Origin of the sequence: Streptodolium elevatio (genome assembly GCF_040649515.1) — a bacterium.
GTDB lineage: Bacteria > Actinomycetota > Actinomycetes > Streptomycetales > Streptomycetaceae > Yinghuangia > Yinghuangia elevatio.
The window spans coordinates 85,471-110,902 of record NZ_JBEZFP010000011.1 but is presented as its reverse complement, the minus strand read 5'-3'; the positions used below and the strand labels follow the sequence as shown (position 1 = coordinate 110,902).

At 71.8% G+C, this 25,432-nt stretch carries 24 protein-coding genes; 19 read left to right on the top strand and 5 right to left on the bottom strand.

All coding sequences use genetic code 11. The features are described from left to right. Nucleotides 1-135: 135 nt before the first annotated feature. On the bottom strand, nt 136-627 hold the full coding sequence (locus AB0C36_RS06760) for an inorganic diphosphatase (protein ID WP_231773328.1): 492 nt from the start codon (nt 625-627) through the stop codon (nt 136-138). 304 nt (nt 628-931) lie between these two features. On the opposite strand from AB0C36_RS06760, the gene dacB reads away from it, so the two are divergent. The 11 genes from dacB to AB0C36_RS06705 all read left to right on the top strand — a co-directional run bounded on the left by dacB (nt 932) and on the right by AB0C36_RS06705 (nt 11,884). Beyond that, nucleotides 932-2,434, top strand: a complete 1,503-nt coding sequence (gene dacB / locus AB0C36_RS06755) for a D-alanyl-D-alanine carboxypeptidase/D-alanyl-D-alanine endopeptidase (RefSeq protein ID WP_358350237.1) — start codon at nt 932-934, stop codon at nt 2,432-2,434. An 85-nt stretch (nt 2,435-2,519) separates the two neighbouring features. After that, a complete protein-coding gene (locus AB0C36_RS06750) occupies nt 2,520-3,647 on the top strand; it encodes a zinc-dependent metalloprotease (protein ID WP_358350234.1) in 1,128 nt (375 codons plus the stop codon). Between the two features lie 253 nt (nt 3,648-3,900). Further along, on the top strand, nt 3,901-4,881 hold the full coding sequence (gene tilS / locus AB0C36_RS06745; protein ID WP_358350231.1) for a tRNA lysidine(34) synthetase TilS: 981 nt from the start codon (nt 3,901-3,903) through the stop codon (nt 4,879-4,881). A gap of 71 nt (nt 4,882-4,952) precedes the next feature. After that, nucleotides 4,953-5,519 carry a hypoxanthine phosphoribosyltransferase gene (hpt, locus tag AB0C36_RS06740; RefSeq protein ID WP_358350229.1) on the top strand — a complete coding sequence of 189 codons (567 nt, stop codon included), beginning with the start codon at nt 4,953-4,955 and terminating at the stop codon, nt 5,517-5,519. A gap of 357 nt (nt 5,520-5,876) precedes the next feature. Next, a complete protein-coding gene (gene ftsH, locus AB0C36_RS06735; protein WP_358350227.1) occupies nt 5,877-7,952 on the top strand; it encodes an ATP-dependent zinc metalloprotease FtsH in 2,076 nt (691 codons plus the stop codon). Between the two features lie 2 nt (nt 7,953-7,954). Beyond that, the gene (gene folE / locus AB0C36_RS06730; RefSeq protein WP_435838997.1) at nt 7,955-8,563 is read left to right on the top strand and encodes a GTP cyclohydrolase I FolE; all 609 of its coding nucleotides are present in this window, start codon (nt 7,955-7,957) and stop codon (nt 8,561-8,563) included. 324 nt (nt 8,564-8,887) lie between these two features. Further along, a complete protein-coding gene (folP, locus tag AB0C36_RS06725; RefSeq protein WP_435838998.1) occupies nt 8,888-9,718 on the top strand; it encodes a dihydropteroate synthase in 831 nt (276 codons plus the stop codon). Continuing rightward, nucleotides 9,715-10,182, top strand: coding sequence for a nuclear transport factor 2 family protein (locus AB0C36_RS06720; RefSeq protein ID WP_358350224.1), 468 nt, complete (start codon nt 9,715-9,717; stop codon nt 10,180-10,182). The genes folP and AB0C36_RS06720 overlap by 4 nt, the downstream gene beginning before the upstream one ends. A gap of 300 nt (nt 10,183-10,482) precedes the next feature. Then, nucleotides 10,483-10,842 carry a dihydroneopterin aldolase gene (folB, locus tag AB0C36_RS06715; protein WP_358350257.1) on the top strand — a complete coding sequence of 120 codons (360 nt, stop codon included), beginning with the start codon at nt 10,483-10,485 and terminating at the stop codon, nt 10,840-10,842. Nucleotides 10,843-10,865: 23 nt separating this feature from the next. After that, on the top strand, nt 10,866-11,396 hold the full coding sequence (folK, locus tag AB0C36_RS06710; protein WP_358350254.1) for a 2-amino-4-hydroxy-6-hydroxymethyldihydropteridine diphosphokinase: 531 nt from the start codon (nt 10,866-10,868) through the stop codon (nt 11,394-11,396). Continuing rightward, complete coding sequence (locus AB0C36_RS06705) at nt 11,393-11,884, top strand: DUF3180 domain-containing protein (protein ID WP_358350221.1); 492 nt, start codon at nt 11,393-11,395, stop codon at nt 11,882-11,884. Before folK ends, AB0C36_RS06705 begins: the two co-directional genes overlap by 4 nt. Nucleotides 11,885-11,926: 42 nt before the next feature. Here the strand turns inward: AB0C36_RS06705 and AB0C36_RS06700 are convergent, their stop codons facing one another. Beyond that, on the bottom strand, nt 11,927-13,093 hold the full coding sequence (locus AB0C36_RS06700; protein WP_358350251.1) for an ABC transporter ATP-binding protein: 1,167 nt from the start codon (nt 13,091-13,093) through the stop codon (nt 11,927-11,929). 200 nt (nt 13,094-13,293) lie between these two features. Between AB0C36_RS06700 and AB0C36_RS06695 the strand changes: the two genes are divergently transcribed. From AB0C36_RS06695 to AB0C36_RS06680, 4 genes are all read left to right on the top strand, one after another. Next, nucleotides 13,294-14,067 carry an ABC transporter permease gene (locus AB0C36_RS06695; protein ID WP_358350248.1) on the top strand — a complete coding sequence of 258 codons (774 nt, stop codon included), beginning with the start codon at nt 13,294-13,296 and terminating at the stop codon, nt 14,065-14,067. Continuing rightward, entirely contained in the window at nt 14,064-14,729 is a 666-nt protein-coding gene (locus AB0C36_RS06690; RefSeq protein WP_358350219.1) for an ABC transporter permease, read from the top strand. The genes AB0C36_RS06695 and AB0C36_RS06690 overlap by 4 nt, the downstream gene beginning before the upstream one ends. A gap of 12 nt (nt 14,730-14,741) precedes the next feature. After that, nucleotides 14,742-15,689 (top strand): ABC transporter substrate-binding protein, encoded by a 948-nt coding sequence (locus AB0C36_RS06685; RefSeq protein WP_358350217.1) that lies wholly within the window; start codon nt 14,742-14,744, stop codon nt 15,687-15,689. Nucleotides 15,690-15,796: 107 nt separating this feature from the next. Further along, nucleotides 15,797-17,356: a hypothetical protein gene (locus tag AB0C36_RS06680; protein ID WP_358350216.1), complete on the top strand. Its 1,560-nt coding sequence runs from the start codon at nt 15,797-15,799 to the stop codon at nt 17,354-17,356. 46 nt (nt 17,357-17,402) lie between these two features. Here the strand turns inward: AB0C36_RS06680 and AB0C36_RS06675 are convergent, their stop codons facing one another. Further along, nucleotides 17,403-18,554 carry an NADH-quinone oxidoreductase subunit D gene (locus AB0C36_RS06675; protein ID WP_358350213.1) on the bottom strand — a complete coding sequence of 384 codons (1,152 nt, stop codon included), beginning with the start codon at nt 18,552-18,554 and terminating at the stop codon, nt 17,403-17,405. Nucleotides 18,555-18,636: 82 nt separating this feature from the next. Between AB0C36_RS06675 and AB0C36_RS06670 the strand changes: the two genes are divergently transcribed. The 3 genes from AB0C36_RS06670 to AB0C36_RS06660 are packed head-to-tail and all read left to right on the top strand — an operon-like array spanning nt 18,637 to nt 21,910. Then, on the top strand, nt 18,637-19,125 hold the full coding sequence (locus AB0C36_RS06670; protein WP_358350210.1) for a PH domain-containing protein: 489 nt from the start codon (nt 18,637-18,639) through the stop codon (nt 19,123-19,125). A 13-nt stretch (nt 19,126-19,138) separates the two neighbouring features. After that, nucleotides 19,139-20,635 (top strand): PH domain-containing protein, encoded by a 1,497-nt coding sequence (locus AB0C36_RS06665; RefSeq protein WP_358350207.1) that lies wholly within the window; start codon nt 19,139-19,141, stop codon nt 20,633-20,635. 36 nt (nt 20,636-20,671) lie between these two features. Beyond that, the gene (locus AB0C36_RS06660; RefSeq protein WP_358350204.1) at nt 20,672-21,910 is read left to right on the top strand and encodes a CaiB/BaiF CoA transferase family protein; all 1,239 of its coding nucleotides are present in this window, start codon (nt 20,672-20,674) and stop codon (nt 21,908-21,910) included. 284 nt (nt 21,911-22,194) lie between these two features. Here AB0C36_RS06660 and AB0C36_RS06655 read toward each other — a convergent pair whose 3' ends face one another. Both AB0C36_RS06655 and AB0C36_RS06650 read right to left on the bottom strand, forming a co-directional pair. Next, nucleotides 22,195-23,127, bottom strand: coding sequence for a hypothetical protein (locus tag AB0C36_RS06655; protein WP_358350202.1), 933 nt, complete (start codon nt 23,125-23,127; stop codon nt 22,195-22,197). A 20-nt stretch (nt 23,128-23,147) separates the two neighbouring features. Beyond that, entirely contained in the window at nt 23,148-24,119 is a 972-nt protein-coding gene (locus AB0C36_RS06650; protein ID WP_358350201.1) for an SAM-dependent methyltransferase, read from the bottom strand. A gap of 78 nt (nt 24,120-24,197) precedes the next feature. Between AB0C36_RS06650 and AB0C36_RS06645 the strand changes: the two genes are divergently transcribed. Next, nucleotides 24,198-25,394: a sensor histidine kinase gene (locus tag AB0C36_RS06645; protein WP_358350198.1), complete on the top strand. Its 1,197-nt coding sequence runs from the start codon at nt 24,198-24,200 to the stop codon at nt 25,392-25,394. Nucleotides 25,395-25,432 lie beyond the last annotated feature (38 nt).

Sequence of the window (25,432 nt, the reverse complement as noted above, 5' to 3'; positions counted from 1 at the left end):
GTCCTGCCACACGGTCAGGGCGGGCCCGTGGAGGCTGATGAACGTGTCGTCGATCCGTTGTGGCCGGTTCCACCGGCCGTTGGCGTCGCGTCGGTCAAGCCGCAGGCCGCCCTCGCGGGCCCACCGACACACCGGTCAGTGGTGGCCCGACTCCTTGAGGCGCTTGAACGACGCCTCGACCTCGGCTTCGGCCTCGACGCGGCCGACCCAGTCGGCGCCTTCGACGGACTTGCCGGGCTCGAGGTCCTTGTAGACCTCGAAGAAGTGCTGGATCTCCAGGCGGTCGAACTCCGGAACATGGTGGATGTCGCGGAGGTGCTCCATGCGCGGGTCCGTCGCCGGTACGCACAGGACCTTGTCGTCGCCGCCGGCCTCGTCGGTCATGCGGAACATGCCGATCGCGCGGCAGCGGATGAGCACACCCGGGAAGGTGGGCTCCTCCAGGAGCACCAGGGCGTCCAGCGGGTCGCCGTCCTCACCCAGGGTGTCCTCGATGAAGCCGTAGTCGGCCGGGTACCGCGTCGAGGTGAAAAGCATGCGGTCGAGCCGGATGCGGCCGGTCTCGTGGTCCACCTCGTACTTGTTCCGCGAACCCCGAGGGATCTCGATGGTGACGTCGAACTCCAAGGCTCCTCCATCCATTGTTCGGCCGGGATCGTTAGGGTCTGTCCGTGAAGTCCGCGGTGCTCCGGAAGGATCCCGACATGACCCCTCGCGGACATCGGACACCCGCACCGGGCCAAAGCCCGGCCTTCCGCCGCGCAGAACACGGTGGACGGTGTTTCGGTGGGAGCGTCCCGCACCCCCCATGAGGGTGACGGGAGTCCTGCCGGAGTCCCGAACAGAACCTAGTCTGCTGACAGTGTCTCGCATGCCCGTCCGGGCTGCCGAAGTGGATCTGTCGAAACGGTGTGAGAGGGGTTGGTCGCGCGTGCCCAGGGTGAGGACGGCGGCCCTGGCGGCGGCAATCTTGGGGATCCTCCTTGCGGTCCTCGCGGTATGGGCGGCGGGCCCGTGGAAGGACGGCTACCGCGTCGCCGAGCGGCACGGCGACAAGAGCGGCGGCGTCCAGTCGGCCGTCGGTGCGGACGGCTCCGGTAACGGCGGCACGGCCGCGGGTGAGAGGCGAATCACACCGCCGGTGCTGCTCCCGGTGGGCGTGGACCCCGCCGGGCCGGCCCCGACCGACGCGGGCGTGAAGGCGATCCTCGACCCGCTGCTCGCGGACAAGTCCCTGGGCGGCAGCACCGCGGTCTCCGTCGTCGACGCGGTGACCGGGCAGCCGCTCTACGGCGTGGGCGCGGACCGTGGCGCGACCCCCGCGTCCACCACCAAGATCGTCACCGCCGTCGCGGCGCTCTCCGCGCTGCCCCCCGACATGCGGCTGACCACCCGCGTCGTCATGGGCGCCGACCCCGGCACCATCGTGCTGGTCGGCGGCGGCGACCCGACCCTCACCGCACTCGACGGGACGCAGTACGCCGGGAGCTACGCCCCCGCGCGCCTCGACCAGTTGGCGGAGGCCACCGCGGCGGCCCTGCGGGCGGCCGGCGTCACCTCGCTGAAGCTGGCGTACGACAACTCCCTCTACAGCGGCACCGCGCAGCACCCCATCGGGCCGAACGAGAACATCGCACTGGTCGTCCCGCTGACCACGGACGAGGGACGCGTCGACGGCAAGATCGCCGAAGGCCCGGGCAAGCGGGTGGCCGACCCGTCGGCCAAGGCGGCCCAGCAGTTCGCGCAACTGCTCGCCAGGCAGGGCATCGCGGTCAACGGCACGCCCGCGGCGGGCAACGCGCCCCCGACCGGCGCCGCCGGCGCGCCCACCGCGCCCGGCACCCAGCTGGCGGCCGTCCAGTCGCCGCCCGTCCCCGAGTTCGTCGAGCAGATGATGACCGCGAGCGACAACGACATGGCCGAGGCCCTGCTGCGCCACATCGCGGTGGCCAAGGGCAAGCCGGCCTCGTTCGAGGGCGGCGAGCAGGCGGTGCGCGAGGTCCTGACCGGTCTCGGCGTCAACCTCGGGGCGCTGGACCTCAACGACGGCAGCGGGCTCGACAACCAGAACAAGATGCCGCCCGCCGTGCTCACCCAGACGATCACCCTCGCGGCGTCCCCGGCCCGTCCCGAACTGCGCCCGACGCTCACCGGCATGCCGATCGCGGGCTTCACCGGCACCCTCAAGGACCGCTTCGACGACCGCGGCTCGCTCGCCGGCGCCGGGCTCGTCCGCGCCAAGACCGGCTCGCTGACCAACGTGAGCACGCTCGCGGGCCTGGTCCGCGACAAGGACGGACGCCTGCTCGCCTTCGCGTTCCTGGCGGACGGCGTCAAGGGCGCCCCGGACGTGGCGCGCCCGGCCCTCGACAGCCTCGCCACCGCACTGGCCGGCTGCGGTTGCGGTACGCCCGTCGTCGCCGCGGCGGGCTGACCGCGGGCGTATCCGCACAGCCTTTCGGTCGCTCCTTTGCCGTCCTACGCAGCGCGGGGACCGCAGTTGCACGTACGGTGGCCGTATGACGAGCGGTGCGGACATGATCGACTGGGACCTGGCCGTCTCCACGGCGAACCGGCTGGTGCGCCCGGGGCCCGAGGTGAGTCGCGACGAGGCCCGCGCCGTCGTCGCCGAGTTGCGGGTGCACGCCGCCGATTCCGAGGGGCACGTCCGCGGTTTCACGGGGCTCGACACGCGTGGCAACGACACCCCGGTGCTCATCGTCGACCGGGCGGGCTGGGTGCAGGCCAACGTGCAGGGCTTCCGGCACGTCCTGCGGCCGCTCCTCGACAAGGTCAACGAGCGGCGCGACACGATCCCCGGCGGCAACGCGCTGTCGGGCGTGGGCAGCAAGGTGACCGGCATCGAGCTGGGCACGCTGCTGTCGTTCCTATCCGCGCGCGTGCTCGGCCAGTACGAGACCTTCGCCCCCGGTGCCGCCGACGCCGCGCCGGGCAACGCCGGCCGACTGCTGCTGGTGGCCCCCAACATCGTCCAGGTCGAACGCGAACTCGACGTCGACCCCACGGACTTCCGGCTGTGGGTCTGCCTGCACGAGGAGACCCACCGCACGCAGTTCACCGCCGTCCCCTGGCTGCGCGACCACCTCGAACAAGAGGTGCACGCCTTCCTCACCGAGACCGAGGTCGACCCGGCCGCGATGATGCGGCGGTTCCGCGAGGCGGCCCAGGCGCTGGTGGCCGGACGCCGCGGCGACGAGGGCGCCGAGGCGAGGAACGGCAACGACGGCTCGCTGGTCGAGATGGTGCAGACGCCGGTCCAGCGCGAGATCCTGCACCGCATCACGGCGGTCATGTCGCTCCTGGAGGGCCATGCCGACTACGTGATGGACGGCGTGGGCCCCCAGGTCATCCCGACCGTCTCGGAAATCCGCGAGAAGTTCCAGCAGCGCCGGGCGCGCGGCACCGGGCGGCTCGACCTCGCGCTACGCAAGCTGCTCGGCATGGACGCCAAGCTCCGGCAGTACCGCGACGGCGAGCGCTTCGTCCGCAACGTCGTCGACCAGGTGGGCATGGAGGGCTTCAACCGGGTGTGGACCTCGCCCAACACGCTGCCGACGCGCGGTGAGATCGCCGACCCGCAGACCTGGGTGGACCGGGTGCACGGGACGCGTCCCGGGACCACCTGACCGGCGGTTGGCCGAGGGGTTCGCGGGGGTTCCGGGGCCATCGGGGAAACACTGAGCGTATCCGCCTGACTACTTTCCGGTGCGACACTCCGAAAGCTTCACGCGGTCGGGCCAGTGCGTGCCGTAACTTTGTTGCAGGCTCGGGCGTGCCTTTTCGCCCGTATGGACCGGCCCGCCTGGACCTTGGAGTGCGCAAGCCGCGGCCCGGTTCCCGGCCCGCCCGCTCGGAGCCCGCCAACCCCAGGAGGAGAGCGTGGGACCGCACCCCGCCGTCGCCGCGACCCGCGTCGCCGTCCGTGAAATATTGCGCCCGCTCAACCCGGGCGACCTCGTTCTCGTCGCCTGCAGCGGCGGCGCCGACTCGCTCGCGCTTGCCGCCGCCACCGCCTTCGAGGCCCCCCGGGCCGGCATCCGGGTCGGCGCCATCACCATCGACCACGGCCTGCAGCCCGGTTCCACCCGGCGCGCGGTCGACCTCGTCGCCCGGCTGCGCGACATGGGCCTGGACCCGGTCGAAGCCCTGGGGGTACGCGTCGGCAGGCGCGGCGGCCCCGAGGCCGCGGCCCGTTCCGCCCGCTACGAGGCGCTCGACATCGCCGCCGCCCGGCACGGCGCCAAGGCCGTTCTGCTCGGCCACACCCTCGACGACCAGGCCGAGACCGTCCTGCTCGGCCTCGCGCGCGGCTCCGGCGCACGTTCGCTCGCCGGCATGGCCGTCGCCATGGGGCACTACCGCCGGCCGCTGCTGGGCATCGACCGCGACACGACCCGGGCCGCGTGCGACGCGCAGAACCTCGCGACCTGGGACGACCCGCACAACGCGGACCCGGCGTACTCCAGGGCGCGCGTACGCCACGACGTGCTGCCGATCCTGGAGAAGGCCCTCGGCCCGGGCATCAGCGAATCGCTCGCCCGCACCGCGCGGTTGTTCCGCGACGACGCCGACGCGCTGGACGCGTGGGCGGACCGGGTGCAGGCCGATCTCACCCTCGACGACGGCGGTCTCGACGTCTTCGCCCTGGCCGAACTGCCCGCCGCGATCCGGCGCCGCGTGCTGCGCCGCAGCGCGGTGAGCGCGGGCTCCCCGCCCGGCGACCTGTTCGCGCGGCACGTCGACATGGTCGAGCGGCTGGTGATTTCGTGGCGGGGGCAAGGGCCCATCAACCTGCCGGGCGGCGTCGAGATACGTCGGCGATGTGGAAAGCTTCTCTTCCACCGGCCCTCGCAGCTTTGACTCGCGGCGTGCTCGGCGCCGGGGCCCCCACCTCGGGGACTGCACAGGACACTCGTTAGGGAAGAGCACTGGTGGACGAGAAAGACATGGGCACCGACCTCGCGCGCGTGCTGGTCACCGAGGAAGAGATCAACGCCAAGCTGCGCGAGCTTGCCGAGCAGATCGACCGCGACTACGAGGGCCGCGACGTCCTGCTCGTGGGTGTGCTCAAGGGCGCCGTCATGGTCATGGCCGACCTGGCCCGCGCCATGCACTCGCCGGTCAAGATGGACTGGATGGCGGTGTCGTCCTACGGGTCGGGCACCAAGTCGTCCGGGGTCGTCCGCATCCTGAAGGACCTCGACACCGACATCGTCGACCGGCACATCCTGGTCGTCGAGGACATCATCGACTCCGGCCTGACCCTTTCGTGGATGCTCGCGAACCTCGCGTCCCGCGGCCCCGCCTCGCTCGAGGTGTGCGCGTTCTTCCGCAAGCCCGAGGCGGCGAAGGTCGACATCCCGGTCAAGTACCTCGGCTTCGACATCCCCAACGAGTTCGTGGTCGGCTACGGCCTGGACTACGCCGAGCGCTACCGCAACCTGCCCTTCGTCGGCACCCTCGCGGAGCACGTGTACGCCGGAGCCAAGCCGCACTGACCCGGCCGCCGACCGGCACCCGCCGCCCGCAGCCGGGTCCGGTCCGGGCCCGGTCACCGAGGCCGCCCGCTGCCCCGTACGCTCGAATCCCCGGTTACCCCGTGCTCGCGCCGGGAACCGGGAACAACGGAACACACCCCCACGTTGGACGGGTCGGTGGGAGTCGTCTCCGCGCCGCGACGCCGTAGGGCGCGCGCGGCGCGGTGCCTGGGCGACCGCCGGTGTACCTTCATACGCAGTGGCACACAAGCGGTGACACTTCGTGGGCGACATCGGAGCAGGGCAGTGAGCCTGGGGCCATCAGGTCCCCGGGTAAGGAGCTGGCAGGAGGGACGGGGCGGCTATAGCCCCGCATGAATGGACGTCAAGCGCATTTTCCGCGGGCCGATCATGTGGGTCGTGCTGGCCGTACTTGCTGTCTTCGTCCTGATGCAGCTCGTCGGCGGGTCGAGCGGCTACAAGGGCGTCGACACGAGCCAAGTGATCGAGGCGATCAACAAGGACCAGGTCCAGAGCGCCAAGATCATCGGCGGTAACGACCAGGCGGTCGAGCTGTCGCTGCTCAAGAAGGGCCCGGACGGCAAACAGGTCAAGATCGAGGGCAGCGGCAAGATCAAGTCCTCGTACCTCAACGACCAGCAGGGCGACACGATCGCCGACCTGCTGACCCAGAAGGCGTCCGAGGGCAAGATCCCGGACGGCTACACGGTCAAGATCGGCAAGCAGAGCGCACTGGTCAGCATCCTCTTCTCGCTGCTGCCGTTCGCCCTGATCGTCATCGTCTTCCTGTTCCTGATGAACCAGATGCAGGGCGGCGGCTCCCGGGTCATGAACTTCGGGAAGTCCAAGGCCAAGCTCATCTCCAAGGACACCCCCAAGACGACGTTCGCCGACGTCGCGGGGGCCGACGAGGCCGTCGAGGAGCTCCACGAGATCAAGGAGTTCCTCCAGGAGCCGGCCAAGTTCCAGGCGGTCGGCGCCAAGATCCCCAAGGGCGTGCTGCTGTACGGCCCGCCCGGAACCGGCAAGACGCTCCTCGCGCGTGCCGTGGCCGGTGAGGCCGGGGTGCCGTTCTACTCGATCTCCGGTTCCGACTTCGTCGAGATGTTCGTCGGTGTCGGCGCCTCGCGTGTCCGCGACCTGTTCGAGCAGGCCAAGGCCAATGCCCCCGCGATCGTGTTCGTCGACGAGATCGACGCCGTAGGCCGGCACCGCGGTGCGGGTCTCGGCGGCGGCCACGACGAGCGCGAGCAGACCCTCAACCAGCTGCTGGTCGAGATGGACGGCTTCGACGTCAAGGGCGGCGTGATCCTGATCGCGGCCACCAACCGGCCCGACATCCTCGACCCGGCGCTGCTGCGCCCGGGCCGATTCGACCGGCAGATCGCCGTCGAACGCCCCGACCTGGAGGGCCGCTTCTCGATCCTCAAGGTGCACGCCAAGGGCAAGCCGGTCACCGAGGACGTCGACCTGCGCGCGGTCGCCAAGCGCACCCCGGGCTTCACCGGTGCCGACCTGTCGAACGTGCTGAACGAGGCCGCGCTGCTCACCGCGCGCGGCAACGAGAAGCTCATCGACAACAAGGCGCTCGACGAGGCGATCGACCGCGTGGTCGCCGGTCCGCAGAAGCGGACGCGTCTGATGAGCGACAAGGAGAAGAAGATCACCGCGTACCACGAGGGCGGCCACGCCCTGGTGGCGCACGCGCTGCCCAACACCGACCCGGTGCACAAGATCACGATCCTGTCCCGCGGCCGGGCCCTGGGCTACACGATGGTGCTTCCGGAGGAGGACAAGTACTCCACCACGCGCAACGAGATGCTCGACCAGCTGGCGTACATGCTGGGCGGGCGCGCGGCGGAGGAGCTGGTCTTCCACGACCCGACGACCGGTGCCTCGAACGACATCGAGAAGGCGACCGGCCTGGCCCGCGCGATGGTCACGCAGTACGGCATGACCGAGCGGCTGGGCGCCATCAAGTTCGGCACGGACGGCTCCGAGCCGTTCCTCGGCCGTGAGATGGGCCACCAGCGCGACTACTCGGAAGAGGTCGCGGCTATCGTCGACGAAGAGGTCAAGAGGTTCATCGAGGCGGCGCACAACGAGGCGTGGGAAATCCTCGTCGAGAACCGCGACGTGCTCGACAACCTCGTCCTCGCCCTGCTGGAGCGGGAGACCCTCGACCGCCACGAGGTCGCGGAGATCTTCGCTCCGGTCACCAAGCGTCCGGCCCGCCCCGCGTGGACGGGGTCGAGCCGCCGTACGCCCTCCAGCCGTCCGCCGGTCATGACCCCCAAGGAACTGACCGTCAACGGCAGCGGCGCGGTGCTGAACGGGGGCGGGGCCGCCACCAGCGGGACCACCACCGGAACCACCGGCGGGACCACCGGCACGGCCGTGCCAGAAGGCCCGTCTGACGCTGCGGAGAACTGAACGTGACGATCGACCCGGTCACCCTCGACGGCGGAGGCGCCGTGGGTGAGTTCGACCAGGACCGCGCGGAGCGGGCGATACGCGAGCTGCTGATCGCGGTCGGGGAGAACCCCGACCGCGAGGGGCTCAAGGACACGCCCGCCCGCGTCGCCCGGTCGTACCGCGAGATATTCGCCGGACTGCGGCAGAACCCCGAGGACGTCCTCACCACGACGTTCGACCTCGGCCACGACGAGATGGTGCTCGTCAAGGACATCGAGGTCTACAGCTCGTGCGAGCACCACCTCGTGCCGTTCCACGGCGTCGCCCACGTCGGCTACATCCCCTCCGAGGACGGCCAGATCACCGGCCTGTCCAAGCTCGCCCGCCTGGTGGACGTGTACGCCAAGCGGCCGCAGGTCCAGGAGCGCCTGACCACCCAGGTCGCGGACGCCCTGGTGCGCATCCTGCGTCCGCGCGGCGTGATCGTCGTGTTCGAGTGCGAGCACATGTGCATGACCATGCGCGGCATCCGCAAGCCGGGTGCGAAGACCGTCACTTCGGCGGTGCGCGGCCAGCTCCTGGACGCCGCGACGCGCGCCGAGGCCATGAGCCTCATCCTGCAGCGCTGACCCTCGAACCGGCGTGGGTCCGGGCCACCGCCCGGAAGCGCCGCCCGGCACCTGCCGGATCCCAGGGCGGCGGCCTCGCGGCGCTGACAGTCCGTCAGGCCGTCGGCGGCGGCCTGAAGAGGCCCCGTACGCCCCAGGAGTCGCCACGCACACCGGGCACATGCCCGGTGTGTTGTGCTTTCCGGCTGTTTACGCCCCGCGCCGCACCGTGGCGCCTGGGCTGGGCGGCAGGCCTTTGCCCCTACGCTTGGGGCCATGACAGCGACGACCAAGTCCGAGGGGGGCACCGGCCGGGGCCTTGAGCGGGATCCGAGGCCACCAACCGTGCGAGGACTCCCGGACTTCGGCCGCTGCGCGGTCATGGGCGTGGTCAATGTGACCCCCGACTCGTTCTCCGACGGCGGCATGTGGTTCGACCCGGCCGAGGCGATCGCCCGCGGCCACGCACTCATCGCCGAGGGCGCCGACCTGATCGACGTGGGCGGCGAGTCCACCCGCCCCGGCGCCGAGCGCGTGCCGCTGGACGAGGAACTGCGGCGGGTGGTCCCGGTCGTCCGGGAGCTGTCCGCGGCGGGCGCGATCGTGAGCGTCGACACCATGCGCGTCGAGGTGGCACAGGCCGCGGTCGAAGCCGGGGCCACGGTCGTCAACGATGTCAGCGGCGGCCTCGCCGACCCCGCGATGGCGGCGTTCGTCGCCTCGACCGGGGTGCCGGTGGTCGTGATGCACTGGCGCGGGCACTCGCGCGACATGCAGGACAAGGCGCACTACGACGACGTCGTCGCCGACGTCCGGGCGGAACTGGCCCGGCGCATGGACCGGGTGGTCGACGCGGGGGTCGACCCCGAGGCGGTCATCCTCGACCCGGGTCTGGGGTTCGCGAAGAACGCCGAGCACAACTGGGCGCTCCTCGCCGGGCTGCCGGAACTGACCGGACTCGGCCGCCCGCTGCTGGTGGCCGCGTCCCGCAAGGCGTTTCTCGGTCGGCTGCTGGCCGACGACCAGGGGCTGCGCCCGCCGCGCGGCCGTGACGACGCGACCGCCGCGGTGACCGCCCTCGCGGCGGCGTCCGGCGCATGGGGGGTAAGGGTGCACGAGGTTCCGGCCTCGCGGGACGCGGTTCGGGTTGCGGCGGCCTGGCAGGCGGCCCGATGACCGGCCCGGAGGACGAGCTGCTGTCCCCCGACCAGGCCGAGGTACGCGACCTCAACCTGGCGCTGTGGACCGCCGTGGAGGAGGGCGACCTCGACCGCCTCGGCGCCATATGGGCCGACGGCCCGGAGGCGGCCGGCATCACCTGCGTGCACCCCGGGTGGCCGGTGCTGCGCGGCCGCGCCGAGGTGCTGCGGTCGTACGCCCTGATCATGGCCAACACCAGCTACGTGCAGTTCTTCCTCACCGACGTGCAGGTGACCCTGGACGGCGACGTGGCGATCCTGTCCTGCACCGCGAGTCTCCTGACCGGCATGGGCGAGGAGGACGGCGGCGACGACACCGGCTTCGCGGGCGGCCAGGCCGTGGTGACGAACATCTTCCGCCGGAAGGACGGCGACTGGCGGCTGTGGCTGCATCACGCCTCCCCGGTCCTGGCCGAGGCGGACGCCGAGGACGAGATCTAGACCACATGTCGCCTGCCGACGGCCCGGCCGCGTCGCCCCTGGAAAGGGGCCTCGCGGCCGGATTTCCCGGGCCGGGCGTGAACAGTCGGTGCCCTGGGGAACACCGGGTGGGGTACGGCGGTTGGCATTTTGCGTATCACTGCGCCCGGAGGCGCCCGACGGCACCCCACCCGGGGAGTCGCGTCGGTGTGCATGGGTACATTCGTAGGGCACCAAGGCGATCGAGGACCTGACGAGGACCAGCGTGAAGCCCCCGAGTGCGCCGGAAGAGAGTAGAGCGCCGAGGAGGGCGACCTGATGCTGGACCGCGTCGCTTTGCGGGGCCTCAAGGCCCGCGGGCACCACGGGGTGTTCGACCACGAGCGCGAGGAGGGTCAGACGTTCATCGTCGACCTCGTGCTCGGCATCGACACCCGGCCGGCGGCCTCCGGCGACGACCTGGAGCGCACCGCGCACTACGGTGTCATCGCCGAGCAGGTTGTCGCCGTCGTGCAGGGTGAACCGGTGAACCTCATCGAGACGCTGGCGCAGCGGATCGCCGACGCCTGCCTGGAGCACAAGCAGGTCGAGGAGGTCGAGGTGGTCGTGCACAAGCCCGACGCCCCGATCACGGTGCCGTTCGACGATGTGACCGTGACGATTGTTCGGAGTCGTGTGTGACGGATCTGGGAACGGACACTCTCATGCGGTTGCAGGCCGTCAGCGGCCCCCACCGCGCCGTGCTGGCGCTGGGCAGCAACCTGGGCAACCGCAGAGAAAACCTGCAGGGCGCGATCGACGCGCTCGCCGACACCCCGGGCATCCGGGTCAACGTCGTCTCACCGCTGTACGTGACCGAGGCGGTGGGCGGCCCCGAGGAGCAGCCCGCGTACTTCAACGCGGTGATCCTGGTCGACACGTTCCTGCCCCCGGAGATGCTCCTGGAGCGCGCCAACGCGGTCGAGGAGGCCTTCCAGCGGGTGCGCACCGAGCATTGGGGTCCGCGCACGCTGGACGTCGACATCATCGTCTACGCCGACCGGGTCTCCGACGACCCGCAGCTGACGATTCCTCACCCGCGGGCCCACGAGCGGGCCTTCGTGCTCGCCCCCTGGGTCGACGCGGATCCCGCCGCGGAGATCCCGGGCCAGGGACGCGCGGCGGACCTGCTCGCGAAACTCGGCCGCACGGGCGTCGAACGCCGCGACGACCTGGAGTTGAGGCTCCCCGAGTGAAGCCGACGCGCCCCGCAATCCTGCTCGGCCTGGCCCTGGCCACCGGGGCGCTCTCGTACGGCGCCGTCGACCTGTGGCTGACCCGGGGCACGCCGCCCGGCGTACCGGTGCTCGCGCCGTTCGTGCTGCTGCTGCTCGCGGTGGTGGCCCTCTCGACGGGCCTCTCGCTGCGCACCCGGTTCAAGGCGCAGCGCGAACGGCGCCGCGACGCCCGGCCTGTGGACCCGCTGACCGCCGCCCGCGCGGTGGTCTTCGCGAAGGCCAGTTCGCTGGTCGCCGCGCTCATCGCGGGCCTGTACGGCGGCTACGGCCTGTACCTGTGGATGCACCTCGACAACGACGCACGCCGCGAACAGGCGGCGCGCTGCGGCTTCTCGGTCGCGGCGGCAGTGCTGCTGATCCTCGCCGCGCTGTTCCTGGAGAAGGTGTGCCGCGTGCCGGAGGACCCGGACGAGCCGGGCGGCACCACGGGAGCGGCACCCCGCTGACCCGGACCACCGGCCCGGTCGACCGCCGCTCCGGTCGACCGCCTAGTCGATGATGGAGTCGATCGTCTCCAGCACGACGTGCTCCGGGGGGATGCCCGCCTCTTCGGCCCCGACCGAGCGCCGCAGCGCCTCGTGCAGCCGCTGCGGGGTCAGCACGCCGAGGAAGCGCCCGCCGTCGACGACCGCGATCCAGCCCGCGTCGTACTGCAGCATCATGCCGAACGCCGCCTTCAGTGAACTGTCGGCCGGCACCCACGCCTCCATGCGCCGCGCCCGGTCGCGGACCGTGCCGCTGCCGGAGATCGGCTCGCGGTCGTCTATCCACCCGTGCAGGTCGCCCTGGGCGTCCAGCACGACCGCCCAGCGCGCGTCCGCCGCGCGCAGGGTCTCGCGGGCGTGCGTGAGGCTGTCGTCGAGGCGCACGACCGGGGGCTGTTCGAGGTCGTCGGGGGTGATCGGGGTGACGGCCAGGCGCTTGAGGCCGCGGTCGGCGCCGACGAAGTCGGCGACGTAGTCGTTGGCGGGGGAGCCGAGCACCGCGAGCGGGGTGTCGTACTGCTCGATCCGGCCGCCGGGCGCGAAGACCGCCATGCGGTCGCCCATCCGGACCGCCTCGTCGATGTCGTGCGTCACCAGCAGCACGGTCTTCTTCAGCTCCGCGTGCAGGCGCAGGAACTCGGTCTGCAGCCGGTCCCGCACCACCGGGTCCACGGCGCCGAACGGCTCGTCCATGAGCAGGACGGGCGGGTCGGCGGCCAGCGCCCGGGCCACGCCGACGCGCTGCCGCTGGCCGCCGGAGAGCTGGTGGGGGTAGCGGTCCGCGTACGTGTCCGGCTCCAGGCCGACGAGTTCGAGGAGTTCGCGGCCCCTGGCCTTGGCCTTGCGGCGGTCCCAGCGCAGCAGCGACGGCACGGTGACGGTGTTGTCCAGGACCGTGCGGTGCGGCAGCAGGCCGCCGGACTGGATCACGTACCCGATGCCGCGCCGCAGCTTGACCGGGTCGCGCCGGGTGATGTCCTCGCCGTTGATCAGAATGCGGCCCGAGGTCGGCTCGATGAGCCGGTTGACCATTTTCATGGTGGTCGTCTTGCCGCAGCCGGACGGTCCGACCAGGGTCACCAGGTCGCCTTCCGCGACGTCCAGCGACAGGTCCTCGACGGCGCCGGTGCCGTCCGGGTAGCGCTTGGAGACCCGGTCGAGCCGGATCATCACAGGACGTTCGCCCTCCGCGGCGCCGTCCGTCGGCGGGTTCGTCTCGTGCGAGCTGGGCATGCGGTCGCCTTCCCGGTGCGGTCCGGGTGACCAATACCCCGTGCACGCACGGCCATGCCGTGGCGCATGTGACACCCGGGAATATGTGTGTGAAGGGGCAGGGCGCGGGTAACGGTGCGGCCGTGACGGCATCGGACATGGCGGCCTCGTCGGGGGACTGCCTGGAACGGAACGCGTGGATCTGCGGCGAGTACGTCGGTGAGTACTGGCCGGACATCTCCACGGCGCTTCGCGCGCACGTGGTGCTCACCGTCGTGTCCGTGGTGCTCGGCATGCTGATCGCGTTCCCGCTCGCGCTCGTGGTGCGCCGCTGGCCCAGGACCGGGATCCCGGTGATCGGTACGACGACCGTGCTCTACACGATCCCGTCCCTCGCGATGTTCGCGATCCTCCAGCCGTTCTCCGGCCTCGACCCGTCGACCGTGGTGATCGGCCTGACGCTCTACTCGCTGACCATCCTGGTCGGCAACACCCTCGCGGGACTGCGAGCGGTGCCGGCCGACGCCGTCGAGGCCGCGCGCGGCATGGGGTACGGCCCGGTCCGCCTGCTCTTCGGCGTCGAACTCCCGCTCGCGCTGCCGACCATCATGGCCGGGCTGCGGGTGGCCACCGTCTCGACGGTGGCCCTGACGACGGTCGGCTCGGTCGTCGGGTCCGGCGGCCTCGGCAACCTGATCCAGACGGGCATCGACACGCAGTTCAAGGCGCAGGTGCTCACCGCGTCGGTGCTGTGCGTGCTGCTCGCGGTCGCGTTCGACCTCCTGCTGCTGCTCGTGCAGCGGCTCCTGACGCCGTGGGAGCGTGCGGGGGCGAAGAAGCGGCGGTGGAAGCGGGACTCGCCGTTCGTGCCCGGCCCGACGGCCGACGTCGGGATCGACGACACCCACGCACACCCCAAGGCGGTGGCGTGAACACCATCGAGTCCGCATGGGACTGGCTGACCGACGGCGCGAACTGGTCGGGCAGCGACGGCGTGTGGCAGCGCCTGCTGGAGCACGTGCTGCTCACCGTCGGCTGCCTGGCCGTCGCCGCGGCGATCGCGTTGCCGGTCGCGCTGTGGCTCGGCCACATCGGCAAGGGCGGCGCGCTCGCCGTCAACATCTCCAACATCGGGCGTGCGGTGCCGACGTTCGCGGTGCTGGCGCTCCTCGGCCTGAGCCCGCTGGGCATGGGCACGACGACGACCGTGGTCGCGCTGGTGCTGTTCGCGATCCCGCCGATCCTGACCAACGCGTACGTCGGAATGCGCGGCGTCGACCGCGAGGTGGTCGAGGCCTCCAAGGGCATGGGCATGTCCGGGACGCAGACGTTGTGGCGGGTCGAACTGCCGCTCGCGCTGCCCCTGGTGGTCACCGGGCTGCGTACGTCGGCCGTCCAGGTCGTGGCGACCGCGACCCTCGCGGCGCTCGTCGCCGGCGGCGGCCTCGGGCGCATCGTGACCGCGGGCTTCCAACTCCAGGACCAAGGGCAGGTGGTGGCCGGGGCGTTCCTGGTCGCGGTGCTCGCCCTGGTGGTGGAGGGCGTGTTCGCGCTGGCGCAGAAGGCCGTGGCACGCACGCCCCGGCAGGGCTGAGGGGAGCGGGACTTGTTGTCGACCGACCGCGTACGGCGGGGTATCCGCCGCCGTGCCGCCGCGCTCGGCGCCGTCGCGGCCCTGCTCTGCGGCGTGACCGGGTGCGGGCTGCTCGACAAGGCGGTCGGGACCGGCGGCAGCGGGATTGCGGTGGGCTCGTCGGGGTTCACCGAGAGCCGCATCCTCGCCGAGCTGTACCGGCAACTGCTGGAAGCGGGCGGTGTCGACGCGTACGTGAAGACCGTCAGCAACCGTGAACTGCTGGAGCCCGCGCTCGCGAAGGGCGAGGTCTCGGTCGCCCCCGACTACGCCGCGACGCTCGCGGAGTTCCTCAACCTGAAGGAGAACGGCCCGGACGCGGCACCCGTCGCCTCGCCGGACATCGGCGCGACGATGGAGGTGCTCAGCCGCCTCGCCGCCGAGCAGAACCTGCGCGTCGGGGTGCCGACGCTGGCCGTGGACCAGAACGCCTTCGCGGTGACCCGGGACTTCGCCGCGAAGAACAACCTCAAGACGCTGTCCGACCTGGGGGCCTCCGGGATCCCGGTGACCATCGCGGCGGGCGAGGAGTGCAAGGTGCGGCCGTTCTGCGCGCCGGGCCTGGAGAAGACGTACGGCATCAAGGTCAGCGGCGTCGACCCGCTCGGTGTGGGCACGGCGGCGTCCAAGCAGGCGGTGCAGCAGGGGCGCGACCAGATGGCGCTGGTGACCACGACCGACGCGACGCTGGACCGGTACGACCTCGTGCTGCTCGCCGACGACCGCAAGCTCCAGAACGCGGACAACATCGTGCCGGTCGCGTACGAGGGCGACGCGGCGAAGGTCCTGCCGATTCTGGACAAGCTGTCGCCGGTGCTGACGACCGAGGACCTCGCCGAGATGAACAAGAAGGTGGACCAGCAGCGCCGTCGGCCGGCCACGGTGGTCAAGGACTACCTGACGGAAAAAGGCTTGATCTGACCGCTGCGCGCCGTTCGTCGCAAAACGAGGTTTGATTTGTCGATACATCATCAGAATCCGGTGTGGCGCCATGCGTTCGTGTAGGCGTCCGCGTTAGGGTCACATCTATGCCTCGTGGACGTCACCGCCAGTCCTCCGCCCTCATGCGCATATCCGTGCTGGCCGCGGCACTTGCCCCTGCGCTGATAGCGGTCATTCTCGCGGCAACAGGCAGCGGGGCGGGGGTGCTTCGCGTCGCGGTCATATGCGCGGTGGTGTCCGCGGCGGTTGTCGTCGCGCTGCTGCGCCAGAGCCGGATCGGCTACGGCAAGGATCTGGCCGCCCGCCGTCGCGAGCGCGAGCGCCTCGACGATCAGCTCGGCGAGGCCCGCGAGGCGCACGCCGACACCATGACCCGGCTCGCCGGCCGGGAACGGGAACTGGCCACGGTCCGCGAACGCGAGACGCGACTGCGGGAGGGCGAGACCCGGCTGCGCGAGCGGGTCGCCAAGCTGGAGGCCCGCGCCAAGGCACTCGAAGCCCGCACCGACGAGGCGGAGGGCCGGGCCAAGCGGGCGGAAGGCCGCGCTGCCGAGTCCGAGGCCCGCGCCGCCGCCGCCGAGAAGCACGCCGCCGAGCTGGACGCCCTGGTCTGGGACCTCCCGTCGCGTCCTCCGGTACGCCTGACCCGGGATCTCCTCGTACGCGGTGCGGCGTCCCTGCGGAACCTGGAGCGCGGCAGCGGCGAGCGGACCGCGACCCCGGCTGGCACGTCGGCGCAGGCCCCGACTTCGACCCCGACTTCGACCCCGACCCCGACGCCTGCTCCGAGCCCGGTGCCTGCCTCGACGCCGACCCCGGCCCCGATTCCGGCGCAGGCCGCGGCCCCCACCGAACCGGCCGAGCGGACCGAACCGAGCGAACCGAGCGACCCGGTCGCACCTGCCGCACCGGACGTCGCCGAGCCCGTCGAAGCCGCCCCGGCTCCGCCCGAGATCCCCAACGTCCGGCACCGCCCCATCACCGTCGAGGGTCTGGTGCCCGCGTACGCCGCCGCGATGTACGGGCTCCGGTCCGCCGAACCGGCCGCTCCGGCGGATCCGATCGCTCCGCGTCCCGAACTCCCCGCCGCCCGGCTCCCGGTCCGGCGTCCGCCCGCCGAGGTCGCCGTACCGCAGTCGGCCGTACCGGAAGCGCCCGTGCTCGACCTCGGCGTCGGATCCCTCGAACCGGCCGTGGCCGCGCTGCCCGCCGACGATGCCGTCGCCCGCGTGCTGCGCGACGTCGCGGACACGGTGCGCGCCACGAACCAGCGCATGTCCCGTCCCGAGAACACGAGTTCGTTCGACTTCTTCGGACGTCAGCTGACCGCGGCCGAGGCCGGCGGACCCGACACGACCACATCCGCCGGGACGGCCGCCGCGCCGACGGACGCCGGCGCTCCCGCGCCCGCCCAGCCCGTCGCTGCCGCCAAGTCCCCGGAATCCGACCGAAGTTCGGCGCCGGCGGCCGCCACGCGACCCGCCACGCGCGCCCCGCGCGACGCCGGGCCCCGGGTCGTCGAGGCGGGGCCGCGAGCGCTGGTGACGCACGAGCCGCGCACCGGCCGCCCCATCCCGGTCGACCTGACCGCGCACGACGACACCGAGCAGCTCCCCAGGATCGTCGACGAGCGCCGCCGCGCCTGACCCGCCTGACCCGCCTGACCCGCGGTCCGCCGCGGCGGTGCGCCGCTCACTTGTCGATGTCGCCGACCACGAAGAACATCGAGCCCAGCACCGCCACCATGTCCGCGACCAGGCAGCCCGGCAGCATCTCCGAAAGCACCTGCACGTTGTTGTAGGACGCCGAGCGCAGCTTCATGCGCCACGGCGTCTTCTCGCCGCGCGACACGAGGTAGTAGCCGTTGAGCCCGAGCGGGTTCTCCGTCCACGCGTACGTGTGCCCCTCCGGTGCCTTGAGTACCTTCGGCAGCCGCAGATTGATGGGCCCGGCCGGCAGCGCCTCGAGACGGTCGAGGCACGCGTCCGCGAGGTCGAGCGAGTTGTCCGCCTGGTCCAGCAGGCACGAGAACCGCGCGAGGCAGTCGCCTTCCGTGCGGGTCACCACCTTGAGGACGTCGGCGAGTTCGGCGTACGCCAGGTACGGCTCGTCGCGGCGCAGGTCGAAGTCCACCCCCGAGGCCCGCGCGATCGGCCCGCTCACGCCGTACGCCCGCACCATCTCCGGGGACAGCACCCCCACGCCCTCGGTCCGCGCCCGGAAGATCTCGTTGCCGTGCACGAGGTCCCGCAACACCGGTACGCGCGAACGCACTTCGGCCACCGCGTGGCGGGCGCGCCCGAGCCATCCCGCGGGCAGGTCCTCCTTCAGCCCGCCGACCCGGTTGAACATGAAGTGCATGCGCCCGCCGGAGATCTCCTCCATCACCGTCTGGATCTCCTCGCGGTCCCGGAACGCGTGGAAGATCGGTGTGATGGCGCCGAGTTCGAGCGGGTAGGAGCCGAGGAACATCATGTGGTTCAGCACGCGGTTCAGCTCCGCGAGCAGCGTGCGCGCCCAGACCGCGCGTTCCGGCACCTCCATGCCGAGCATGCGCTCGACGGCGAGCACGACGCCCAACTCGTTCGAGAAGGCCGAGAGCCAGTCGTGGCGGTTCGCGAGGACCAGGATCTGCCGGTAGTCGCGTACCTCGAACAGCTTCTCCGCGCCGCGGTGCATGTAGCCGACGATCGGTTCGGCGCTGAGGATCATCTCGCCGTCGAGGACCAGGCGCAGCCGCAGGACCCCGTGCGTCGAGGGGTGCTGCGGACCGATGTTGAGCACCATGTCGGTGGTGTCGAGCTGGTCCGCGCCGATCCCGACGCCCAGGGTGGCTTCTGTCATGCGGCAGATTTTGCCAGGCTTCCGGGCGCCTGCCCGGATTGTGTGCCCACTGTTCGGAACGGGGCCGCATACGCTGAAAGGCATGGATCACGCCCTGGCACCTCCCGAGCAGCCGTGGCATCCCGTCTCCGAGCAGTTGTTCCGTGTGCGGCGGTTCCTCCTGGTGGGCGCCATGGTGCCGATCGCGGTTGCCGGCGCTGTGCTCGCGGCGCTGTTCGTGGCGGCCTGGCTGGGCGCGCTGATCGTCGCCGCGGTGCTGGTGGGGCTGGTGTGGGGGGTGAGCGCGCTGCGCCGCAACCAGCGCTCGTGGCGGTACGCGGAACGCGCCGACGACCTGCTGATCGCGCACGGCGTGCAGTTCCGCCGGCTGACCGTGGTGCCTTACGGCCGCATGCAGTTCGTCGACGTCACGGCCGGGCCGGTCGAGCGGCGCTTCGGCATCGCCACCATCAAGCTGCACACCGCGTCGGCCGGCACGGACGCGGTCATCCGGGGCCTGCCGCCGGAGGAGGCGGCCCGCCTGCGGGACCGCCTCGCCGAACGCGGCGAGGCCCGCTCGGCCGGGTTGTGAGGCGGGACGCGCCATGACCATAGACCACCCCGAGCGCGGTACGGCGCGGCCGGGCCCGCCGTCGCCCGCCGTCCCGTCGGACCGTCCGGACCGTCCGGGCCGTCCGGACCCTCAGGACAGCGCGGACAGCACCCACGACGCTCACGGCACTCACGACACCCAGAGCCCCCACGGCGCCCACGGCTCCGACAGCGCGCAACCGCGCCGCCTGCACCCCCTGACCCCGGTGGCGAAGGGGTGGAAGGCGATGGCGGTGGTCATCGCGATCTTCGGCCAGCACGCCGCCCGCACCCAGGAGACCCGGCTCGGCGTGATGGTGGCCGGTTCGGTGTTCCTCGGGGCGCTGCTGTGGGGGCTGCTCAGCTGGGCGTTCACCGTCTACCGCATCGAGGACGACGACCTGCGGATTGATTCCGGCGTGTTGTTCCGGCGGACCAGGCACGTGCATTTGGGGCGCCTTCAGGCGGTCGACGTCGTACGCCCGTTCATCGCCCGCCTGCTGGGCCTCGCCGAGCTGAAGCTCCAGGTCGCGGGCGGCGATTCGGCCGAAGGGTCGCTGGCGTACGTCCGCGAGTCGGACGCTTCCCTGCTCCGCGCCGAACTGCTCGCCCGCGCGGCCGGAGTGCGCCCGGACGCGGGGGAGGCGCCGGAGCACCCGCTCGTGGTCGTGCCGATGCCGGTGCTGATCGGGTCCGTGCTGCTGTCGTTCGCCGCGTGGGCCTTCCTGGTCCCGACGGTCGGCCTGGTGGTCGCGGGCGTCGTGATGGGCAACGAGGCGCTGCTGCTCGGCTTCATCCCGCTGTTCATCGCGGCCTGGCAGTTCACCGCGGGGCGCGTGCTGCGCTATTTCGACTTCACGCTGTCGGAGTCGCCGGACGGCCTGCGGCTGGCCCACGGTCTGATCGAGCACCGCCACCAGACCGTGCCGCCGGGCCGCGTACAGGCCGTCCGGATCGTGCAGCCGCTGCTGTGGCGCTGGAAGGGCTGGGTGCGGGTCGAGGTCAACGTCGCCGGCTACGGGGCGCAGGAGGACGGCACCGACCACCACGAGTCGACGCTGCTGCCGGTCGCCCCGCGCGAGGTGGCGCTCGGCGTGCTCGGACGCATCCTGCCCGGGGTCGACGTCGGGTCGGTGCCGCTGACGCCGGTGCCGAAGCGGGCCCGCTGGCACAGCCCGGTACGTCGCCGCCGGATGTTCTGCGGTGCCGACGACCGGGTGTTCGTGGTGCGGCGCGGGGTCTTCCAGCGGGAGACGGATGTCATCCCGCACGCGAAGGTGCAGAGCGTACGCCGCACCCAGGGGCCGATCGAGCGCCTGCTCGGTCTGGCGACCGTGCACTTGGACTCGACGCCGGGTCCGGTACGTGTCACCGCCCAGCTCCGGGACGCCGACGAGGCGTCGCAACTGGTGGACGAACAGGCTGAAAGGTCGCGTATCGGACGTCGAGGAGAGGGGCCTCACAGGTGGTCGGCGCACTCTGGGGGTTCCCCTGAAAGGATCGATCGCTAATATCTGACGCATCGTCATATTCCCCTGGAGGTCACGATGAGTCAGGTGCCAGCGCCGCTGGCCGGTGTCCGCATCATCGAATGTTCGATGCTCGGCCCCGCCGCGATCACCTCGGCCCTGGTCGACCTCGGTGCCGAGGTCATCAAGATCGAGCCGCCGAACGGCGACTACATCCGCGACATGACGTGGCCGATCGTCGAGGGCGTCTCGCTGATGCACCTCCACATCAACCGGGGCAAGAAGTCGCTGGTCCTGGACCTGCGCAAGCCCGAGGCCGTGGCCACGTTCAAGGAACTGGTCAAGGACGCGGACGCGGTCATCGAGGCCATGCGGCCGGGTGGTCTGGCCAAGCGCGGTATCGGGTTCGACGACCTGAAGGAGATCAACCCGAAGATCGTCTTCTGCACCATCTCCGGCTACGGCGCGACCGGTCCCTACCGCGACATGCCGTCGCACGGTGTGGCGTACGACACGTGGGCGGGCGTCGTGAAGCCGGCGTTCACCGACGAGGGCCACCCGTACACGCCGGAGCACGCGTCGATCGGCATCCACGCGGGCCCGCTGTTCGGTGCGCTGGGTGTGCTGGCCGCGATCATCCGCGCCCGCGCCACCGGCGTCGGCGGGCAGATAGACATCGCGCAGTCCGACGCGGCGGCGGCGATGGACTGGCTGCGCAGCGAGACGTACAAGGCGTACGAGCGCCCCGAGTCCGAGGTCACCGGCAACAAGACGGACAACTACGTCCGCCGCGCGCCGGGCACCGCGGGCATGACCGAGGGCGTGCGCTACCAGATGTACAAGTCCTCGGACGGCTACATCCTGTTCATGGCGTCCGAGCAGTCGCTGTGGAAGAACTTCTGCGAGGCCGTGGGCCGCCCCGACCTGTTCGAGAAGTGGCCGGGCTCGACGTATGCGGACCACGCGGTGGGCAACCTCGAACTCCGCGAGGAGCTCACCAAGATCTTCGAGACGCGCACCTCGCTCGAATGGCTGGCCTTCGGCAACGAGGCGAACACCCCCATCGCCCCGGTCAACGACCCGAAGACCATCGCGGACGACCCGCAGTTCCAGCACCGCTTCACGTGGTTCCCGAAGGAGGAGCTGGGCTCCGACCAGCTCTCCAGCCCGATCCACTTCGTCGGCGAGGAACTGCCGCGGCCGTTCAAGGCGCCGACCATCGGCCAGCACAGCGGCGAGGTCCTGAAGGACCTGCTCGGCTACGACGACGCGAAGATCGCCGAACTGCGCGAGGCGGGCGTCCTCGGCAAGAGCTGAACCCGAGAGCAGGCCCGCGGTCAGAGGGAACAGGCCGCGGGCCGCAAGCGGACCGATGTGGGCGGGGCAAGGCAACTTGCCCCGCCCACACGCTTGTCGGCGCCGACCGCGGAGCCACCCCCGGATATGGCCAAGCGGTCTCGGGGAACTCAAGTGCGCTTCCGGGTTGTCCAGTGCGTGCTACCGCAAGGCGCGGGACCGAAGCTCGTACTCGCAAGGTCCCGCAACGCCGCGAGAGTGCGTGCTGGGCCGCGCGGAAGTGTTCCCCAGTTCCCCGAGGTCGCTCAGCTCTTGTCGAGGCGCTGCTCCAAGGCCACCCCGGCGTCCACGCCTATGCCCATGTCCATTTCGGACACCACCTCGACGCTGTTGACCTCCTCGGGGGCGACATCGCGCGAGGAGTCGAAGGCCATGGAGGTCATCCCCGCCGCCGCGATCTTGGCCGCCGAATCCATGCCCGCGCCCGGCGACATGGCCGGCTCGAAATCCATGCCCGCGGAGGCCGAGTTGACTTCCGGGGCGGCTGAGCTGAACTCCGCCTCGGGCTGCCAGTCGTCCCGGGACCGTGTCTCGGCCACCGCCGACGGGGGTTCTGCCGTCGCGTGCTCGATCAGTTCCGGTTCGGGTTCGGGTGTCGGTGCCGTTGTCGGTGCCGCCGACGGCGGTTCCGCGGTCGGGGCGGCCGCCGGGGTGGGGGCGGGCGCCGGGGTGGGGGCGGGCGCCGGGGCCGGAGCCGGGGCGGGGGCCGGGGGAGGCGTCGGTGCGGCACCCGGCCGAGTGCCGGTCGGTCGGGCGCCCGGTGCGGCGTTGCCTTGGATCTCGGCCCGCATGTGCGCGGTGTCCCGCTGGATCTCCGCACGAAGTTGCGCGGTTTCCCGCAGGATCTCGGCCCGGAGGCCGACAGCGTGGGCGGCGACCGACTCGCCGCCGCGGTGCTCCCGGTAGTCCGGGACCTGGTAGTGCGGGACCTGGTAGTCGGGGACGTTGTAGTCCCGTCCTTGGATTCGCGATGCCTGGGCGCCCGCCAGGCGTTCGTAGTCGGCCTGCTGCGCTTTCATGCGGGCGGCCAGCATGGACATGAGGTATTCGCGGTCGGCCGAGTTCGTCAGGCCCGGCCCCGCGGGGGCCGCCGTCGGTCCGGAGGCGTTCGCCGCCTGTCGGCCCCTGCCGGTGACCTTGGTGAAGGCCGCGCGGGCGAAGTCGCCGAATCTCGACATTCGCCACCGCCTTCACGAAGTCACTCGAGGACGGGAGGGACCCCCGAATTCACACCCTGCACTACCCACCGAAAACTGCCTAGGCCGTCGAGCGCGGTGAGTTCGCCCGCTTCGCCCGCATCGCGCAACGCCGCCAGATAGCCGCGCGGATCGGCGCGCGCCTGCTCGTACGGTGGACGCTTCCCGTTCACGCCGAGCGCATGCAGCGCGGCCCGCTGGCTCGACAGCCTGGTCCCGGTCGCGCCCGCGGCCTCGCCCGCCGCCGCGATCGCGTCGACGGCGACGTGCGAGGTGACGTCGCAGGTGCCGTCCGGAATCGGGGGCACCGCGCGCCCCTGCCGGTAACCCGCGAGCGTGCCGAACGGCGGCCGCGACGCGCGCTCATGCCCGTAGTCGATCGCCACCGCGAGCCCGGACGACAACGCCCCGACGGCCGCCGCCCACGCCTCGTCGCGCGGTACGCCCACCTCCGCCCGCAGGCCGGGCTCCGCCCCCTTGAGCGGCCACCACCGGTCGAGCCACACGGCATCCGTACCGCCGGCCTCCGCCCCGAGGCGTTCGCGCCCGGTGCCCGACTCGACCTCGACGATGCGCGGCACGCCGTGCCCGTCCACCTCGACGACGTCCACGGGCACGTTGTCCAGCCACTCGTTGGCCACCAGCAGCGCGGACACGTCGCCCGGCACCTCCGGCGACCAGCCGATCGACGGCGGCAGCGCCTCCGGCCGCCCGGCCACGTCGACACCGTGCAGCGTCAGCGCCGGATCGATGCGGCGCAAGGCGATCAACAGCTCGCCGCGGCCCGCGCCGACGTCCACGACCGTGGTCAGGCCGGCCTCGCGGGCCAGCCGGGCCAGCGCGCCGGCGAACAGCGGCGAGGCGTGGACCGAGGTGCGGAAATGCCCCGCGGGACCCTCGGGACGCAGATAGAAGCCCCCGGTCCCGTACAGGGCCCGGTGCGTGGCGTCCCGCCAGGTGGACCAGGTGTTCATCGCCGACGACGCTACCGCCCCGGGGCATCCGGCGTAGCTGGACCGGGCGGTCCGAGATCAAACTCTTAGGGTTGATATGTGCAATACGTCTATGCCTGGCTTCGGGCGCGTCCCCTGTACGTCGACATCGCGTGGGCGCTGCTCCTGCTGGGCCTGAGCCTGCTGGAGATCCTGACCGACACGCTGACCGGCGACTCCGGCACCATGTACTTCGCGCTGGCCCTGCTGTGCGGTGCGGTCGCGCTGCGCCGGCGCTTCCCGGTCGGCGCACTGGCCGCCACCGTCGTGGCGGGGCTCGCGCAGCTGATCGGCGACGTGCCGCCCGCGACCATGGACTTCGCGATGCCGGTCATCGTCTACGCGTCGGCGGCGTACGCGCCCCGCTGGGCCGCCCGCACCGCACTGGCCGCCTGCGTCGCCGCGCCGCTCGCCGCCGCGGCCCGCTGGTGGGACCTGCCGAACACCACTTTGATGCACACGGTGTTCCTGTTCCTGCTGCTCACCGGCCCGTTCCTGATCGCGTGGGTGCTGGGCGACTCGATGCGCACGCGCCGCGCGTACTACGCCGAGTTGGAGGACCGCGCGGCCCGCCTGGAGCGGGAGCGGGACGCGCAGGCCCAGGTCGCGGCGGCCGCCGAACGGGCCCGCATTGCGCGGGAACTGCACGACGTGGTGGCGCACAACGTGTCGGTGATGGTCGTGCAGGCGGACGGTGCCGCGTACGCCATCGACTCCGCCCCGGACCGCGCCCGCGACGCCCTCGGCACGATTTCGACCACGGGCCGCGAGGCGCTCGCCGAGATGCGCCGCCTGCTCGGCGTGCTCCGGTCCGCCAACGAGGCCAAGGCCCTGGTCCCGCAGCCCGGCGTCGCCCAGCTCGAAGACCTGCTGGCCCAGGTACGCGGCGCCGGCCTGCCCGTGGACTTCCGCGTCGACGGCGTCCCCGCCGAACTCCCGCAGGGCGTCGCGCTGACGGTCTACCGCATCGTGCAGGAAGCCCTCACCAACACCCGCAAGCACGGCGGTCCGGACGTCCGCGCGACGGTCCGTCTGCACTACGGCGACGACGGCGTGGTGGAGGTCGAGGTGGCCGACGACGGCCGCGGCGCGGACGCGCCCGGCGACGGGATGGGCCACGGCCTGGTCGGCATGCGCGAGCGCGTCGCCCTCTTCGCCGGAACGCTCGACGCCGGGCCGCGGCCGTCCGGCGGGTACCGCGTCACCGCCGTGCTCCCGCTGAACGTCCCGGCGGACGGCCCGGTCGCCCCCGTCTGACGCCGACCCCGACCACGACCGCGCCCCCGACCCCGACC